We start from the raw sequence: 19,071 nt of genomic DNA, 5'->3' as shown, positions 1-19,071 counted from the left end.
ATCAGACTTTGAAAGATCGGATTTGCTCAAAAGATATCAACTTTAGTGCAAAAGCCAAACCACCATACATGATTCCTGCGATACAACTAATGAGCAGCCAGTTATCTGACATTTCCCCCAATACATAAAAGAGCCCATATAAGCCGCCTCCCAAAAAGACCAATAAGAAAAACTGACGGACCGGGAGATAGATATTCAAGTGGATACCCGCATATACTACATAGGCAATATTAGCCAGGCTAAAACTGAGTAATGTAGTCCATGCACTGGCAATGGCTCCGTATTGGGGAATAAAGTAGGCATTGAGTCCAATGTTTAAGAGAATACTGATTAGGATCACCTGGTTGACAAATTTCACATATCCTGTGGAGGTGAGCAGGGTACTGAAAATGGTGAAGCTCCCATTGATCAATAGAGCCATAAAGAGAATGCGCAAACAAGCTTGCATCACTTCCAGTTCTTCCGGACTGCTATTGTCGAACAGAAAAAGCAATTTATCTCCATAAAAGAGGCCAAAGATCGAAATAAATATAATCGGCAAACTGGCTATCGCCTGCCCAAAGCTCAATAAAGCTTCTTGCTCTTTTTTGTCTTTTATATAAAAAGCGAAACGGGCAAAGAAAATGGGAAGTACGATCCAGAGATACATACTAAAAGCATCTATCCATCGGTAGGCCGCAGCATAGAGTCCCGTTTCCAATTGGCCAGCCATACGTTCGATCATTACCTGATCTACTTTATCGTGGACAGAGTAAAGCAGGGTCATGAGGGCGAAAGGCATACTGGATTTCAGGCTCTTCCTTAGCAAACTTTTATCAAAACTGGCCTTTATTTTCCCATACATCCTCACCAATAAGATGTAAAACAAGAGAGCCCCTACCCCAACGCTCAATATCCGCATATAGATAAATCCATCTATCGTCATGCCAGTATAGAAGAGAAGTGGAACCAGCAGCAATAGAAAAATCCGATCAAAAACAGAGAGATAGGCGTCAATCTGAAATCTCTGCAAGGCGCGAAAGTTTGCTCGAAAGAAACTCATCAATTGACTACCTGCATGAATGAGGCAAATGATGGCCAGAAAATAAAGCTCTGTTCCTCTATACCCCAATATCAAACCTACTCCCAACATGAGAAAGGGGTAAAAAAACATCAGGATGATCTTGAGGGAAAGTAAGCCCGGTGCATGGGTCTTCATCAATTCCGGTTGGGAAGCCAATTTCTGCGTGGTGTAGGGATTGATCCCCAGATCAGCGAATACCAGGAACAAATATCCCAGGGCAAAAAGAGCCGCATACATACCCCATGCTTCATGCCCGACTACATCCTGTATCTCCATTTCGACCAATACCCATATAGGTTTGATCAGCAAATTGAGCAGAACGATGAGGCTGATATTTGCAAAAAGTGTTTTGATCCTGCTAAGATAGTCCCCGATTGCGAAATTATTTCTTACTTAGGGGAGAAAATAATACACCTAGCAAATAGAAGAAATATGGATTCTTTGGAACAGGTACACAGCTTGATGATCGCAGAAGTAAAAAGACGTTTATTCAAAGAGTCCATCCCCAGGGCAAAGAAATGTCTGGATTTATTATCTGATGAAGATATTTGGTACCGACCCAATGAGAATAGCAATAGTGTAGGCAATCTCATTCTGCATTTATGTGGCAATGTCCGTCAATGGCTCATCAGTGCTATAGGAGAAGAAGCCGATACTCGACAGAGACAATTGGAATTTGACGAAAGGGGACCAATTCCGACTGTTGAGCTCATTTCAAAATTAGACCAATTACAGACAGATGCCGAAAAAGTGTTGGATCAGACTAAGCCCGAAATCCTGATCAAGCCTTATAGTGTACAGGGCTATTCGGAGACCGGACTCTCCATTCTCATCCATATTGTTGAGCACTTTTCAGGGCATATTGGCCAAATCACCTATTTCGTCAAAGCCAGGAAAGATATTTCAACTGGCTATTATGATGGGCAAAATCTGGAAGTTAAAAATGAATAGATAGTCAGACATGGATATTTGATCTGTGACACATATTCTTGGCCTTAGCCCAAAAAAGGCCCTCTTATCGCGAATTCTTTCCACAAAACATTTAGCTCCCCCCTTATCTCAACTTGATTAAAGGGATTATCGAGTGCAATTGAAGGCCTTCTTCTTTGAAGAAAGCCTGAATTATTACATCTCCATTTCTCTGTTAGATGCCTATACATTCTCCCTTGAAGAAAGTATTACAAAATATTAATTATACAAACAATCAAAATTTATGTCGGATAAAGACCTTTTATTCTCAGTAACATAAGAAATATGAAGACTAATCAATTGATCTGGGAAGACGGGGATTCATGGGAAAGCTATGAAGATGCCGTAGAGATCACCCCACAACTTGTACTATTTTTTGGAAGTACAAGCTTGCTTGAAGAACAGGAGTTCTTCCAACAATTACAGGAAATGTACCCGAAAGCCACTTTAGTTGGCTGCACCACTGCCGGAGAGATTATTGGAGATGAAGTATTGGATGATTCGATCGTAGCTACTGCTATTGAGTTTGAAAAAACAACGATAAATTCTGCTTCTATTCTGATAGGAGATACAGAAGGTTCTCTAGATGCTGGAAAAATTCTGGGAAAGGAAATTAAGGCTGATAATTTAAAATCTGTCCTGGTTATCTCTGATGGAGGATCTGTAAATGGAAGTGAATTGGTAGAAGGACTTACAGAAATACTTGGTACAGATGTAATCATCACAGGAGGACTAGCCGGAGATGGAGGCAGATTTGAAAAAACACTGGTAGCCTATAATGCAACTCCTGAACAGGGACGAATTGTAGTTATCGGCTTTGAAGGTGAAGCTGTACAGGTAGGGCATGGTTCTGTAGGCGGATGGGACGCTTTTGGTCCCGAAAGAAAAATTACGCGTTCAGAAGCAAATGTTTTATATGAACTGGACGGAAAACCAGCATTGGAACTTTACAAAGGATATTTAGGAGATAAAGCTTCTGAATTGCCAGGAAGTGCGCTCCTCTTTCCACTTATGATCCGTCCATCCGGACAGGAAGAAGTAGGAACAGTACGCACGATCCTCACCGTAAATGAAGAAGATCAATCCATGACTTTTGCCGGAGATGTGCCAGAAGGATATTCTGCTCAGCTCATGATGGCAAACTTTGACCGCCTGGTAGCTGGAGCTTCGGAGGCAGCAAAATTTGCCTTGAATAAGGAAGAAGAAGAAATGGAGAGTGATACACTGGCTATTTTGATTAGCTGTGTAGGAAGAAAAATGGTTTTGGGCCAAAGAACTGCAGATGAGGTTGAATCTGTCATGGATATCATGGGAGGCGCCAAGCAGATCGGTTTCTATTCGTATGGTGAAATTTCTCCTCACGTCGAAGTTGGAAACTGTCAATTACACAACCAAACAATGACCATTACTTCAATTACTGAGAAAGTATGATGCATAAGTTGCTGGAACGACAAGTAAAAAAACTTAAAAGGAAAGCCAAAGAGGGGGAATTCCCCCTCGAAGCTCTCCTGGAAGTCGTCAGTAGCGCCTATGAAGAGCAGGATGAAGAGCGCAGGAAAAAAGACCATACGGTTGCTACACTTACCCAAGAGCTCACAGAGCTAAATCAAAAGATTAAAGAAGATGCCGAAGGCTATGTTTCCGCAATTATGGAAAATGTGGTTGATGGGATACTCACTTTTGATTCTGAGGGAAAGATCCTGTCTGTCAATTCAGCAGCCCAGGAAATATTTGGCTTCATCGAAACGGAATTGCAGGGAGAAAATATTCAACTTCTTCTCCCCGATGTGAGTCACGAAAAAGCAAAAGGACTTCACCTGGCTATAGGTGAAATAATTTCAGGCAAGCAAGCCAGCTTTTCTGATGAGTCCTTGGCCCTCAAGAAGGATGGAGAAATATTCCCGACAGAGATTTCTATCAGTAAAATGTCAGGAAGTAGCGGAGATATTTTTATCACCATCATCAAGGATATTACCCTTAGAGTCAGGTTTCAGGAAGAACTGATTCAGGCCAAGGAGAAAGCAGAAGCCGCTGCTATTGCAAAAACCAATTTCCTCTCCACTATGAGTCATGAGATTCGTACTCCGATGAATGCAGTAATCGGTCTTACCAATCTCCTTATTCAGGAAAATCCCCGGCAGGATCAATTAGACAATTTGAATGTCCTCAAGTTTTCCGGGGAAAATCTACTTGTACTCATCAATGATATCCTTGATTTCAATAAGATAGAAGCAGGAAGAATTGAATTTGAAGAAATAGACTTTAGCCTGAAAACGGTTGCAAATACGATTAAGGAAGCGCTAGGGGTGAAAGCCAGGGACAAAGGAATAGGTCTTCGGATTTATATTGATTCGGCCCTTCCGGAAGTGGTCGTAGGAGATCCTACCCGCCTTTCTCAAATCCTCAATAATCTGATTGGAAATGCGGTCAAGTTTACGGAAAAAGGAAAAGTTACGGTCGATATCGCCATGCGGGAAGAAAAGGACGAGCAAATGTTCATTGATTTCGAAGTGGAAGATACTGGAATTGGAATCCCGGAGGACAAGATTACGAGCGTTTTTGAAAGCTTTACGCAATCCAATTCGACCATTACCCGCAAATATGGAGGAACTGGACTGGGTTTGTCTATTACGAAGCGTCTGATTGAGCTGCAAGGAAGTGAAATCAAACTGGAAAGTGAATTGGGCGTAGGATCAAAGTTTTACTTTACCTTGCCCCTCAAAAGAAGCAGACGACAATCGCTCAAGGAAGAATCCGCAGACACAGCTCCTTTGGTAGAATCTCTGAAAGGGGTAAAAGTGCTATTGGTCGAGGATAATAAAGTCAACCAAATGGTGGCCAAGAAATTTCTCAGCCACTGGGGAATTGAGGTTGAGGTGGCAGAGAATGGACTGATCGCAACAGAATTGGTCCGACAGCTGGAATTTGACATTATCCTCATGGACCTGCATATGCCTGTCATGGATGGCTACACTGCAACCCGTACAATTCGATCTTATAAAGATAAACGCTTTCAAGACCTTCCCATCATTGCTTTGACGGCCTCAGTTCTCCAACCTACACAAAGCGGGGTACGAGAAGTAGGGATGACAGATTTTGTATCCAAACCTTTCAAACCGGAGGAACTCAACAGAAAAATTGCAAAATATGTATTAGGAGCAAAAGAGGAAGCAGAAGAACCAAAAGCCTGCTAAAAAAAGACTTAGCTCCGAAAACTAATAATTTTCAGGACTGCCAAAAGGGTATTATGAAAAAAATTCCCTTTTGGCAGTCTTTATTTTTTTTAACACAGGAATGTATAGAAAACTAATCAGTTTTTTTGCATATATTGTATTCCCTGACTTAATAAGTAGACATCTCCCTATTTATTCCAGCCATTATTGGCTTTTTTTAAAATCCTTAGCTTTCTGTTCGGCAATGGCCTCACAATTGCCATATATACTTTTCATCAATTCAAACCCTAAGAACAGGCAAAAACAAGATATATATGTTGCGAACCCTGACTACTGGTCTGGCATTGTTCTTCACACTAACAAGCCTAATAGCACAAACTCCACTTCCCCCCAGCGCACACGGGGGAAATCCAAATAAAACGCTCAACCTCAGAAATCCCCAGCTTGGTACGATTCAACATCTTCTGGAGTATGATTATGAGAGACAAAATCCCAGATATCGGGCATTGCTTCCTAAAGATCGTATCTGCTACACAAATGAAAATGGAGAAGAGCTGGAGATCGTCAATCCCAATGCAGTAGAGGATGATGCTAGCTTCGAAAAATGGATACAGGACAATGTAAAAAGACAGCAATCCAGCCGTTCGCTATATCGTACCGGTTCAGATGAAATCCTGACTGTACCAGTAGTAGTGCATGTGGTCTACAGCAATCCCACAGAAAATATCAGCGACGATCAGGTACTTTCTCAAATCCGTGTTCTTAATGAAGATTACAGAAGACAGAATCCTGACAAAGGGAAAACACCTTCTCAATTTAGAAATAGCGCAGTAGATACCGGCATTGAGTTTTGCCTCGCAAGCCTAGATCCATCCGGCAGAAGTACCAATGGAATCAATAGAATTTCTTTTGATGGGGCGCCTTTTAGTGAACAATTTATCAATGAACAGATAAAACCGGATATCATCTGGGATCCTAGTCGATATCTCAATATTTGGGTCTGTAATATCGCGGGAGGAATTCTGGGCTATGCTCAATTTCCTCAATCAGGAGAAGTAGGCGGACTACCTTTTTCTCCGGGTTTGGCAAAAACAGATGGAGTGGTGATAAACTATAATGTTTTTGGTACCATAGGAACAGTCAGCACTCCTTTTAATGGAGGGAGAACAACTACCCATGAGGTAGGACATTGGCTGGGACTTCGCCATATCTGGGGTGATGGCGCTTGTGATAAAGATGATTATTGTAATGATACGCCTGTAGCTGATTCCCCTAACTTCAACTGCCCTCCGGGATCTGTAAGTTGTGAAGGAGGAAAAGCCATGGTATCTAATTATATGGATTACAGCGATGATGCTTGTATGAATCTATTTACCCGGGACCAAAGGGATCGTATGAGAGCAGTCCTTCAAAATAGTCCACGCAGAAAAAGTGTCATCGAATCTACTGCATGCAGAAGCAAAGTCGAACCTCCCAAACCGGATTTTATCGCTGATATCCGATTGGGATGTGGGCCTTTGGAAGTCAATTTTGGAGATCTGACAGAAGGAGATGTCGAGAACTGGAAGTGGTCATTTCCCGGAGGAAAACCAAAGTCCTCGAAAAACCAGAATCCTAAAGTAGTATATAGAAAGCCAGGACTCTATGAGGTAAAACTCGTAGCATCCAATAAAGGAGGATCAAAAGAAATAACAAAGAGTGCCTATGTCCAGGTAATGGAAGAGGGTGCTTCCCTTCCCCTTACAGCTACCTTCGAACCGGATAGCGTTTTCCCGCCCAATGGCTTTTTCATCCACAACCCTCAGCAGGATCATACCTGGGATAAAACAGAACGCGTAGGAGGCTTTGGAAAAAGCAAAGGCGCCATGACAATCAATAACTATGACAATAACCTAACGGGAACGGATGACTGGTTGGTAAGTCCTATTTTTGATTTGAGTGAAGAAAGTTCAACTACTTTGGCTTTTGATCTGGCCTATGTACCCTATAATGGAAGATATGCAGATACTCTGGGAATTTTCGTAGCTACTGCCTGCGATCCGGTTTTCAGGTGCATCTACTATAAAGGAGGAGAAGCCTTGCAAACGGCCCGTCCGTTCAACAAACCTTTCTCTCCGGTAGAGGATGACTGGAGAACTGATGTAATAGACCTCAGTCAATTCGATGGACAACCCCGAGTGCAAATTGCCTTTGTAAACTTCGGCGGACACGGTAATGATATTTACCTCGATAATATAAAACTGACCGGTGCAACTCAATTGCCGCCGGTTGCAGATTTTAAAATATCCAGCACCAGTATTTGTGCCGGTATGGATGTACAGTTTACGGATGACTCCTATGGTACCCCTCAAAAGTGGGTATGGGCATTTCCCGGAGGCTTCCCGGCAGGAGATACGGTCAAAAGTCCCAAGGTTCGCTACGAAGAGCCAGGCAGATACGATGTTTTCCTAACCGTTACCAGCGAAGGTGGAAGCAATACCATTACGCGTAAAGAAGTCATAGAAGTACGACCGAAGGAACCCGTTAGTCTTACGCCTTCTAAAGATCCCAATATCTGCGCAGGAGAAGAAATAACCATTGAAGTCAGTGGGGCAGATTCTTATACCTGGAATGTCCCGGGGCTTACCAATCAACCCCTCAATAATAGCTTGACCCTTCGACCAGAACAAAGTATGACCCTGAGTGTCATTGGAGAAGGCAGTAGCGGCTGTAAAAATGAAGTAAATCTAAGTATAGATGTTCAGCAAGGAGAAAATATCAGCATGACACCTCCTTCTGCTTCTATCTGTAGAGGTTCCAATGTAGAAATCAATCTGGATGGAGCCGATTCATATACCTGGGAACCTGCACAGGGAGTTTCATTCCTTGGACAGGGTCTCGTAAGTTTAAGTCCGGATGAAACAACTACCTACACAGTTACCGGAATAAAAGGATCCTGTAGAGTCAAAAAGGATATTACGGTAACGGTAGATGATGCTCCCAATTTATTGACCGTTCAGTCGTCTCGCAGGATTCTCTGTCCGGGAGATGCCGTTACCCTTACTGCCTCAGGCGCCGCAGGATATCGTTGGTCGCCTGTATCGGACTTGAATAGTGCAGAAGGAAAGGAAATTATTGCAAGGCCTTTCCAGAGTACAACATATAGAGTTACTGCAACCACCGAAAATGGATGTTCTACTTCGGCAGATGTTTTTGTGGAAGTTATCCCAAGACCCAATATTATATTAAATGCATCAACGGATCTCGTATGTGAAGGGAGCACAGTAAGCCTTCAGGCTGCCGGAGCGCTCACCTACGATTGGTATCCACAAGCAGAACTGAGCATTGTTCAGGGAGCGCGTGCAGAAGCAGTCCCGACCGTCAATACGACCTATCAGGTGATTGGCTCCAATGAAGCCGGCTGTAGCGATACCGCTTTTGTAGAAGTGGGAGTGAGAGAAAGTCGCAAAGTTAAAATCGAAGCAGATGATGCTGCTGTATGTCGTCGTCAATCAACTGTATTGAGGGCTTATGGCGCATCCAGATATACCTGGTATCCGGCAAATGAAGTAAGCTCAAGGGTAGGAGAATTTACCCGGGTTAGCCCAAGCAGGCAAACCACATATCGGGTAGTGGCAGAAGATGAAAATGGATGTGAAAGTGAAGACGAAATTACCATAGATGTGGCAACAGGATCTTATCCAAGAGCTGCCTTTACATCTGTGAAGAGTGTCGTTTGTGCCGGAGAATCTGTTCAATTTCAAAGCCTTTCCCAGAATGCCCAGGAATACTATTGGGAATTTGAAGGAGGTTTCCCCAGAAGATCTAATGAAGCCAATCCCGAAGTCACCTTTGAGACGGAAGGATACCATAGCGTAAGTTTGCGGGTAGTAAGTTGTAGCGGAAATGAAGATTACACCTCAGAGACAGACTTCATTGTAGTAACTGAACCCATTATTCTGAGTTTGAATCAGGGAGACCAAAGCATTTGCAAAGGGGGAAGTCTGGAATTGCAGGCTTTCGGAGCCGATACCTATTCCTGGTCGCCAGCTATAGGATTGGATAAAACAAACGGAAACCTTGTAAACGCCAAGCCTACCGGAACAACCACCTATAAGGTAGTGGGAGAAATGAGCGATGGCTGTAAAGCAGAAGCAGAAATCACCCTGGAAGTTTTGGAAACAAACGACCAATTAAGCGTCAGTCCCAAAAATCCCAGCATTTGTTCAGGCGAAAGTGTACGACTCCTTGCAGAAGGAGCGGCTTCTTATACCTGGAGTGTTGCCGGTCAGTCTACGACAAGCGGGGATGAAAATGAAATACTAGTTAGCCCTACTCAAACGACAACTTTTGTGGTAGAGGCAAGCAGTTTGAATGGCTGTGAGTTTAAAGAAGAAATTACGGTTACGGTCAATGAAGGCCTGTCCATCAAAATAGATCCGGAAAGTCCGGTCATTTGCAAGGGAGATCAAATTCGTTTGGACACCCATAGCGAAGGGGTATTTACCTGGAGCCCTTCAGGTTCCCTGAGTGCATCTTCTGGCACAGCAGTGGATGCCTTTCCTACAAGAACTACAGAATATGTGGTTCGCGGCACCAATGATGGCGGATGTCATGCAGAAGCTCGAGTAACTGTGGTTGTAAATGAAGCCGAAGATCTCAAAGTACGCGCCCAGGAGCGTAGCATTTGCCGTGGAGATACAACCTTCCTTACAGCTTCTGGATCCACCGATTATTTATGGTCTCCTTCTGCAAGCCTCGACAAAACAAGAGGTCCGGTAGTCGCCGCTTTCCCTGAAGAGACCACTACCTATATAGTAAGCACAGGCGCTGATGGGTGCCGCGTTGAAGAAGCCATCACAATTACCGTTACCCAGCCAGAACCTTTGACAATAAGTCCGGCAAGCGTACAAGCCTGTCGCGGACAATATACCACCCTGACAGCCAGCGGTGGTCAATACTATATTTGGGATCAGGCAGAAGGCCTGACCAAAGCAGCAGGAGAAGAAGTGCGTGTCAATCCTGAAACCACAACTCGCTATACAGTCAGCTCAATCGATGAACAAGGCTGTGAAACGAGTAATTATGTAACAGTGGTAGTAGAAGAAAAAGATTTTCTCGAAATCTCCGCTTCTCATGCCAGCGTTTGTGTGCAGGAAGAAGTATCTCTGATTGCTTCGGGTGCAGATAGCTATACATGGCTACCTGCTGAGGGCTTGCTCAGGTTTGAAGGCGCTCGTACATATGTGAGACCCAATCAGACCACAACTTATCAAGTCATAGGAACGAATACAGGCGGATGTGTAGATACAGCAGAAATAAGTCTGGAAGTAAATGAATTGAAGCCTGACTTTGTATTTGACAGACCGGAAACCATAGATCTTGCACAAGGTGCAGGTAAAGTAGATTTCAGCGACAGAACCATCAATGGGAAAAGCTGGCTCTGGGATTTTGGTACAGGAAGTACTTCTACCGAACAAAACCCTGTGCACTTCTTCCGCAAGCCTGGCAAGTACACCGTAAGTTTGATCGTTTCTAATGGAATCTGCGAGGATATTGTAAGCAAGAAGATAGAAGTTATCAATAGCTCTAGTCTGGAGGAATTGGTAGATGAAGGGGAAATAAATATTCCTGACCTGGCAGATGAGGAAGGGATCGTAAATGTAAAGCTGGAAAGCCCCAGACAAATGAGGTTGCAGCTTCGCCTCCTGGATTCCAGAGGTACCCAGCTGTATGATGGTTTGCTGCATGTGAGTGCAGGGACTTATGAACAGCCTTTTAGCCTCAGCAATTTTGACAAGGGAGCTTATTTTATCGAACTCATGGATGGCGAAGAAACCTATCGTCAACAGGTAGTTTACAGATAAATAAGCCCGCATATAAAACATAAAACACGCCTCCTTCTCAGGGGGCGTGTTTTTTGTATCCATACACCTTTATAGGAATCCCTAAAAGAAATTTAGAATAAAAAGGACTTTGGTCAATTAGCCCAAATTCCATTTAGGGGAAATTGATATAGCTTTTTCCTAACAAAAGGGATTTTTCAGGGTTTGAAATTTAAGCTTATTTTTGAATCTACGACACCACCTTCTTTCGTAAATAGACGATACTCCTGAAAAGACCATTCGCGACACTATGAAATCTATATCTATCTGGACCCTGGGTCTATTGCTTTTCCTCGGTGCTTGTTCCAGTAGCAAGGAACTTCTGACGGAATCCTTTGACAAAAGCCCGAAATGGGTAGAACCTGATTATTCAACTCTCGATGCCTGGTGTTCTCATCCGGATAAAGAAGATTTTGCAGATAAATATCCGGAAGGAGTTAGCGAAGAAGACCAGGATCATGCATCTGCAGATGTGTTTTTCGTGCACCCCACAACCTTCATGAAAGGAACTTACTGGAATGCCAATGTGGAGGATAGCAGCCTGAACACTCAGACAGATGAAAGGGCCATCATGCATCAGGCCAGTGTATTTAACCATAGTTGCAAGGTATACGCTCCCCGCTATAGACAAATGGTGTATGGAGGATTCGGAGCAGTAGATACAGCATCGAAAAGATCGGCCCTTCTTTTTGCCTATCAGGATGTCCGCAAAGCCTTTATTTACTACCTGGAAAATTTCAACCAAGGCCGCCCCATTGTAATCGCCGGACATAGCCAGGGAGCATTACATGCACAAATGCTCCTTCAGGAGTTTTTTGATGGAAAAGATTTACAAAAACAATTGGTTGCTGCCTATGTCCCTGGTTGGCCCTTCAGAGCTTCAAAATTCAAGAGCATTAAGGTTTGCGATTCTCCTGATGCTACCGAATGTGTGATGGGTTGGGCAGCCTGGAAGAAAAATGCCGAGCCCAAAAGCCTGAACACTTTTTATAAAGATGTAGTGGTGGTAAATCCCATAAACTGGAAAACAGATGGAAGTTTTGCTCCGGAAAGCATGCACAAGGGCTTTCTCAATGGGAAATTCTCCAAGATCAAAAGCCAAAGCCTTCACGCACAAGCGCATCAGGGCATCCTTTGGGTAAAAAGTCCTTTACCCCTCGCTCCTATCAAAAACTTTCACGTAGGCGACATCAACCTTTTCTGGGTAGATATTCGTGAAAATGTAGAGTTACGGGTAAATGAGTTTATCGAGGAAAAGGGAAATAAGAACAACTATGGGGAAGGAAATAAGTAAAGCTGCTTTCTCCCAAAAGCTTAAATGCACCTGAACTTGATACTTAAAATGGGATAAGGTCTCTACCGACGCATAGAAAAAGCTTCCTCATTGGGTCCCTTTTTCTGAGCCATGTGAGTGTCATAGTTCCTCAACAGGAAATCTTTCACAATATTAGAAACTTTGACAGCTCCTCTATGATTAGGATGAGCGTAATCCGATCTTGCTAAAGAAGGTCTGGCTTTCACCCATTTGATCATCGAATTGCGACCTCCCATTTCTTCATATAGGTTGAGGAAACCGATGCCCATTTCTTCTGCTACCCGTTGCTGCGCATCTACAATCAGCGGCACACTGGGATCCGTTTGCAGTACCCCATTGATTTTCGTGCTCTTATCACACACACTTACCAGCAGGATATCTGTATTGGGCATATGGGTCTTGAAATGCTCTACAACTCGCTTCATGCCTTTTTCATAACTGCTATAACTCTTTCTTTTAGGCGAAACGACATTTAAGCCAAACTGCAATACGATCAGGTCATAATCCAGGTAGTTGTCAAACTTATTGAGTACATCGGCGGGAATCTTGACAAGATTGGTTCCGCTATTGCTGCGTGAGGGGAAATTATCTACAACGATTCCACTTTCACTTTCTACACTCAGGCCAAAGATGGGCAGATTAGAAGGTATGTGAAATTTAAGCTCCACTTTCTTGGTCGGCTCAGAGGAGATCACCAATTCTGAAATCTCTGTTTTTCCGTCGAGGGCGAAAGTATCACTACGTTGGTCTGTATCAACGATCACATAAGAATCAAATCCTTCCGGAATTTCACTTCCCCCCCCATAATAAAGTTTTACCAATTCAAATATCTCGGTACCGGGGAAAGCAGAGGTAGCTTTATAACTCACCCAACTCATCTGAGGATTATCTGCCAGGAATAACTCTCCGGAAATCCCCAATGGCATGCCTTTCGGACCGGGGGTGAAATAATTGTAAGATTTCCACTCCCCTATTCTATGTCTGATGGTTTTTCTAAAGCCAGGAATTTTGGAGGAGATGGGAACAAAGCCCACACCTTTACCCCCGAACATCTCCTGCAGGTCTTTGCGCAAAGATTGGGTGATGAGATCTCCTTCTATCATAGAATCTCCAAAGTAACCTATCCTCACTTGCTCATTATTCTCCTTGGCCTTATCCAATTTGGTAATGAACCTTTCTAAAGGATTATATACCTGCTCTTCTTCAGGCTCCTTTTCCGCTGGACTTTGCACTTCAACTACCTGCTCTTCTTCCAGCCTCGCCATCAAAGAATCTGCGAGAGGTTCTATAATAAAGTTATCGGGATTTCTTATGGTTTCTTCGAAAGTGGTGGTATCCAACTCCACGGTAACAGCGACTGCTTCCATTTCTATATTAGCAGAGGCAATTTCAGGAGCTATGGTATCATCAGTCCCTATAGTTAATATAAGGGAATGGATGATAATGAGACAGAAGCCAATGAAAGACGCCGCTGCCAGGATGACATATCCCTTGAGGATGTTGTCAAGTTTCATAAACCAATGCGGTTGTTCAGCCACTAGTAACTCAGTGAATGCTCTACGATGTTTATGATACATTTTCCATTTCTAATACCCAAACAAACAATTGTAATCGTCTAAGACGCAAATTTCATTCCGAGTAAGAATAGCCCCATAGATTTATTTGCGAAAGCGACATTACTCGCCTGATTCTCACATCAAAATCTTTTGTAAAGATAGAAAAGCCCTACTTTTTTACCTCCTGCCCCGAAAATCTCTGTCTACATAAATAGACAGCTAAGAAAGACACTAAAATTCGCTAAAAATCAAAACGCTTTTTAGGCCCGAAATTTCGCTTTTACAGAAAAAATCAGCTAGCGGGAGGGAAAATGTCCATTCAAACGTAGATTTTGACCGTTTGCAAAAAGCGCCTAAAAAAATTGAATGCTCAGGAAAAATGAAAATAATGTAATATTTCGGCCAAAAAATGGAGAAAATTGCAGGAATCAGGGTCAAAACTTCTAATAATCCTGCAAAAAGCTAGCATTATGTTAAAAACAATCCTTGCATTTCCTGCTTTTTATTCCTACTTTTGCAGGGATATTAGGTTAAGTACGTCTAAAATTTTCCGAATTATTATTATGACATCACAAGAGTTGCACGCAAAGATCCAAGCCACAAAGTCATTCTTGAACAAAGAAATTGTTAGAAACAGGACTAATCCTTCTGATTCCAAGCTCACTTTTAGAGAGATAGGAGTAAGAATGGATATGATCCATGAAGCTGAGCGCGTAGGGGTTAGGAACCTTGGAGAGGTTCAAAACCATAAACTTACTCGTATGCTTAGTGAATTGGAGAAACTGAAAAATGTTTCACTGAACTAACCGTTTCGCCACGCACGGATTAAAAGAAAAGGGAAGCAATTTTGCTTCCCTTAACTTTTTTCCAGAGGCTGCATTTCTTTTCCTTTTTCTCCTTTCCACAATTTATTCGGACTTTCTCAAAATTGTGAATATATTTAAGGGTTAATAGTATCTATTATATGAACACTGCTCCGACCATTTTATTGGCCTACACAGAAACCTTAGGCAGATATATCCCGATATTCATTCTGCTGCTCATTGCGATTGTTCTGGCCTTATTGCTGACCAACCTTTCCTGGCTGCTCGGCCCCTTTCGCCCTAACAAGATCAAAGGTTCTGCATATGAAAGTGGAATGGACCCAGTAGGTACTGCTCATGAGCGCTTCTCTGTGAAGTTCTACCTCATTGCCATGCTCTTCATCTTATTTGATATAGAGGTGGTATTTATGTATCCCTGGGCAGTTCAGTTTAAGGAGTTAATCATAGAAACCGATAGCTTCTTTCCCTTCATAGAAATGCTGGTCTTCGTGATCATTCTTTTCGTCGGATACATTTACGTGTATAAAAAAGGTGGCCTGAAATGGTCTTAACATATAGCATACTCATTTAGTTATTACATCATGGGACTCGAAAAAGCATTAGCACAGCAGGGTTATCTGCTATCAACTGTAGACTTTGTTACAAACTGGGCAAGAAAAAATGCCATGTGGCCAATGCCTATGGGACTGGCTTGTTGTGCAATTGAAATGATGTCTTTCGCCGGACCTAAGTTTGACGTATCTCGTTTTGGTAGTGAGGTATTCAGATTTTCCCCTCGGCAGGCAGACCTTATGATCGTAGCTGGATGGTGTAGCTATAAAATGTCTCATGCTATCAAAAGGATCTGGGATCAAATGCCTGACCCCAAATGGTGTATGGCTATGGGAGCTTGTGCTTCCACGGGTGGCATGCATCGTGTATATGGTGTCGTTCAGGGAGTTGACAATTTCCTTCCGGTCGATGTCTATATTCCCGGTTGTCCTCCAAGACCCGAAACAGTGATCCACGGACTGCAGACGATCCAGAACAAAGTGATGACTGAGCACTCTGTTCTTCAGGACTAGCATCTCTTGCTGGGTTTACCCTATCATATCAATGAAATAGCGAGCCTTGCCGGCGCACTGGATTTATTTCAGGGGCGCATGGACAATATTCCTCTCACTTATATCGCTTATGACAGTCGAAAGATCAGCCGAGGGGCCGAGACTGTTTTCATTGCCCTAAAAACCGAGAATCGCGATGGGCATGACTTTATTGCTGATGCTTATCAAAAAGGAGTGAGAAACTTCCTCGTAGAAAAAGCCCTTCCTTATAAGGATGTGAATTATGCTTTCTGCGACAATTGCTTGGACAGCCTGCAAAGATGGGCACTCGCACATCGACAAAAATTTTCTTATCCAGTCATCGGTATCACAGGTAGCAATGGTAAAACCATTGTAAAGGAATGGTTGGCAAGTTTGCTGGAAATGCAATTCCAGATTGTCAAAAGCCCCATGAGCTATAATAGCCAATTGGGGGTTTCCCTATCTCTTTTGCAAATGCATCCACAAGCAGAACTGGCCTTAATCGAGGCGGGAATATCAGAACCCGAAGAGATGGGAAGATTATGGCTAATGATACAGCCGGATTTAGGCATCCTCACGCATATGGGGAGCTCGCATGCAGAAGGCTTTACCTCAGAAGCAGCAAAACTTCAGGAGAAGTTGCAACTCTTTGAAGGGACAGAAAAAGTTTTTACAGGCTCCGAACAGGATTTTGTCCTTCAAGCCCTTGAGCAAAACAATATCCCTTTCGAAAGTAGCCAGGCTAACTATCCAGATGAAAATCGCTTTCCCAATCCGGCAGATAGAGAAAATGCAGCCTTAGCTATCACGGTGGCAAAATACCTGGGCGCGACAGAAGAGGATATACTCGAACGCCTAGCTCTCCTTCAGGCAGTAGAGATGCGGACGGAAATCATCACCGACAATCCTGAAATCAGCCTCATCAATGATAGTTATAATTCAGATGAGGATTCTCTCCGCAATGCCTTGCAGCTTTTACTCAGCAATCCCAGCCATGACCGAAAGCAAATCATCCTCTCAGATATCCCACATCTAGGCAACAGACAAAAAGAAATCCAGCAAGCTATCTATGAGGAATTGCGGGAGCAATTAGGCGAAGAAAATATTTATACCCTTGGACCGGTATTCTCCTCCATGAATCTCCCTCAAAGCTTTCCGCATACAGAAGCCTTGAAAGCTGAGTTGCGATATGAGGATTTTAAAGATTCCGTTTTACTCCTCAAGGGAGCTCGAAGTTTTGCCCTGGAAACCCTCCTGCCTTTCTTCAACAGAAAACTCAATGCCACCTATTTCAAGGTCCGACTTCATCAGTTGAGTAAAAACTTTCGGAGCCTCAAGGCTCAAATCCCCGAAGGCACGCATACGATGTGTATGGTCAAAGCGGCATCTTATGGGAGCGGCACCTGGGAAATTGCTCAGGTTCTGGAACAGGAGGGGGCGACCTACCTGACAGTTGCTTATGCCTCAGAAGGCATCGAACTCCGGCAAGATGGGATTCGCCTTCCTATAATGGTCATGAATCCGGATGAAAGCAGCATCGAAAGCCTGATTCAGTTTTCTCTCGAACCAGAAGTTTCAAATTTTTCCTTTCTCGACAAATACCTCAAGGCTGCTCGTCTGGCAGAATTAAGTCGCTATCGCATACACCTCAAACTGGAAACAGGTATGGGAAGGCTGGGCTTTGTCGAAGAAGATCTGTCAAAACTCATAGATTTATTCTCTCTCTACCCTGATCTCGAAATAGTATCGGTATTGTCTCATTTGGCTGCTGCGGATGATCCGTCGGAAGATGCCTTTAGCCATGCACAAATTGAACGTTTTCAGCAGATGTACCAAAGCCTCCAATCGCAATTGGGCATTCAATCTTTTCGCCACATCCTCAATACAGCAGGCATCCTTCGCTTTCCACAATATGCCTTTGAAATGGTCAGGATGGGAATAGGTCTTTATGGGATTCATCCCGCTAAGGCAACAGAAGGACTTATCGATTTGGAAGAAATTGGAAGCCTTCATAGCAGCATCAGTCAAATCAGAAGCTATTCAGCCGGACAAAGTATCGGCTATGGACGTAGCCAGGAAACAAAGCGGCAAAGTCGAATCGCTACAGTAGCCATTGGATATGCAGACGGAATTCCTCGTTCTCTTGGCGAAGGAAACATCAGCTTCCTGGTTAGAGGGAAAGAAGCTCCCACTTTTGGCAGGCTGTGTATGGATATGCTCATGCTGGATGTAACAGATATTCCTGAAGCTGAAGCCGGCGATTCTGTCCTCATCTTTGGTCGAGAAGGAGAACACTATCTATCCATCAACAAACTGGCAGAGGCAGCTGATACCATTCCTTATGAAATTCTGGTACGACTGAGTAGTCGGATTCGGAGGATCTATGAGCGAGTTTGATTCTGTTTATACAGGCTGTCATTGCGAGCCTGTTCTACAGGCGAAGCAGACCCCTTGAACCCCGATTGTTATTTTGAGTTAAGGGGATTGCTTCGCCGGAGGTTCCGACTCGCAATGACACGGAAAGTGTGGTAAGCAAATTAAATTGCCAATCCCAACTTCAGGCTCGTATGCGGAGCTATCTGCCAGACTTTCTCTGAATCTTTTGGGAAAAACAAGCGTGTCCTCAGGGGATCTCCATAGGAGACACGAACTCCCAGATTGAAATCCACATATATCCATTTCAGGATTCTTCTTTGTACTCCAAATAAAGGAGCGACTCCAAAATTATCTGAATAGAGGTAGCGAGCATTGTCTGTAGCTGAAAATCCGCGATTAAGTTCGACCAGACGCGTAGAAAAAGCCAGACTTACATAGTTTGAGGAGAAGTTATTCTTGCTTTGCTTGAAAAACATTCGTCTCCTCATCCCAAGATAATAGCGGGGCTCCATAGTGAGGCTCAAAATTCCGTCTCTTAGTTTCAAATGGGATCTACCAAGCTCATTATATGCAAAGAAATAGTTTGCCGCGAGTTCCGTATTTAGGGACCAGGAAGGCTTGAGCTTGTGCTCATAGGCAAATTGAATTTTACCAATGATTCCATCAGGATTGGTATACTGGATCAAATCCAGCACATTCAACTTAAACATGCGCGTATCATAATCCTGATAGCCAAAGAGATCAGGAACGAGCGGCAGCTCTTCCTCATCGGGCAAATCGCTTTTTGAAGGAATTTGGGCAAAAAGTGAACAGGCTAATCCGAATGTCAATAGCAGTAAGGTAAAGCTTTGCTTCATATACAGAATT

12 protein-coding genes are annotated in these 19,071 nt (G+C 43.4%); 9 read left to right on the top strand and 3 right to left on the bottom strand.

Translation table 11 applies throughout. The features are described from left to right. Position 1 precedes the first annotated feature (1 nt). Positions 2 to 1,396 (bottom strand): oligosaccharide flippase family protein, encoded by a 1,395-nt coding sequence (locus tag R8P61_31165; protein ID MDW3651582.1) that lies wholly within the window; start codon positions 1,394 to 1,396, stop codon positions 2 to 4. A gap of 99 nt (positions 1,397 to 1,495) precedes the next feature. Between R8P61_31165 and R8P61_31160 the strand changes: the two genes are divergently transcribed. The 5 genes from R8P61_31160 (at position 1,496) to R8P61_31140 (ending at position 12,363) form a co-directional block, all read left to right on the top strand. Further along, positions 1,496 to 2,014, top strand: coding sequence for a DinB family protein (locus R8P61_31160; protein ID MDW3651581.1), 519 nt, complete (start codon positions 1,496 to 1,498; stop codon positions 2,012 to 2,014). A gap of 303 nt (positions 2,015 to 2,317) precedes the next feature. Then, on the top strand, positions 2,318 to 3,463 hold the full coding sequence (locus R8P61_31155; protein MDW3651580.1) for an FIST N-terminal domain-containing protein: 1,146 nt from the start codon (positions 2,318 to 2,320) through the stop codon (positions 3,461 to 3,463). Next, positions 3,460 to 5,226 (top strand): ATP-binding protein, encoded by a 1,767-nt coding sequence (locus R8P61_31150; GenBank protein ID MDW3651579.1) that lies wholly within the window; start codon positions 3,460 to 3,462, stop codon positions 5,224 to 5,226. Before R8P61_31155 ends, R8P61_31150 begins: the two co-directional genes overlap by 4 nt. Before the next feature lie 293 nt (positions 5,227 to 5,519). Then, positions 5,520 to 11,051 (top strand): PKD domain-containing protein, encoded by a 5,532-nt coding sequence (locus R8P61_31145; GenBank protein ID MDW3651578.1) that lies wholly within the window; start codon positions 5,520 to 5,522, stop codon positions 11,049 to 11,051. Between the two features lie 268 nt (positions 11,052 to 11,319). Further along, complete coding sequence (locus R8P61_31140; GenBank protein ID MDW3651577.1) at positions 11,320 to 12,363, top strand: DUF3089 domain-containing protein; 1,044 nt, start codon at positions 11,320 to 11,322, stop codon at positions 12,361 to 12,363. Positions 12,364 to 12,425: 62 nt separating this feature from the next. Here R8P61_31140 and R8P61_31135 read toward each other — a convergent pair whose 3' ends face one another. Beyond that, entirely contained in the window at positions 12,426 to 13,898 is a 1,473-nt protein-coding gene (locus R8P61_31135; GenBank protein MDW3651576.1) for a hypothetical protein, read from the bottom strand. A gap of 653 nt (positions 13,899 to 14,551) precedes the next feature. Here R8P61_31135 and R8P61_31130 point away from each other — a divergent pair. The 4 genes from R8P61_31130 (at position 14,552) to alr (ending at position 18,225) form a co-directional block, all read left to right on the top strand. After that, positions 14,552 to 14,746, top strand: coding sequence for a hypothetical protein (locus tag R8P61_31130; GenBank protein ID MDW3651575.1), 195 nt, complete (start codon positions 14,552 to 14,554; stop codon positions 14,744 to 14,746). Positions 14,747 to 14,904: 158 nt separating this feature from the next. After that, positions 14,905 to 15,315 (top strand): NADH-quinone oxidoreductase subunit A, encoded by a 411-nt coding sequence (locus tag R8P61_31125; GenBank protein MDW3651574.1) that lies wholly within the window; start codon positions 14,905 to 14,907, stop codon positions 15,313 to 15,315. A gap of 30 nt (positions 15,316 to 15,345) precedes the next feature. After that, positions 15,346 to 15,828: an NADH-quinone oxidoreductase subunit NuoB gene (nuoB, locus tag R8P61_31120; GenBank protein MDW3651573.1), complete on the top strand. Its 483-nt coding sequence runs from the start codon at positions 15,346 to 15,348 to the stop codon at positions 15,826 to 15,828. Between the two features lie 78 nt (positions 15,829 to 15,906). Then, on the top strand, positions 15,907 to 18,225 hold the full coding sequence (gene alr / locus R8P61_31115; protein MDW3651572.1) for an alanine racemase: 2,319 nt from the start codon (positions 15,907 to 15,909) through the stop codon (positions 18,223 to 18,225). A 140-nt stretch (positions 18,226 to 18,365) separates the two neighbouring features. Here the strand turns inward: alr and R8P61_31110 are convergent, their stop codons facing one another. Further along, positions 18,366 to 19,061 carry a hypothetical protein gene (locus R8P61_31110; GenBank protein ID MDW3651571.1) on the bottom strand — a complete coding sequence of 232 codons (696 nt, stop codon included), beginning with the start codon at positions 19,059 to 19,061 and terminating at the stop codon, positions 18,366 to 18,368. Between the last annotated feature and the right edge of the window lie 10 nt (positions 19,062 to 19,071).

This window comes from Bacteroidia bacterium (assembly GCA_033391075.1).
GTDB lineage: Bacteria > Bacteroidota > Bacteroidia > J057 > J057 > JAWPMV01.
This window is presented reverse-complemented; position numbering and strand designations above follow the sequence as displayed.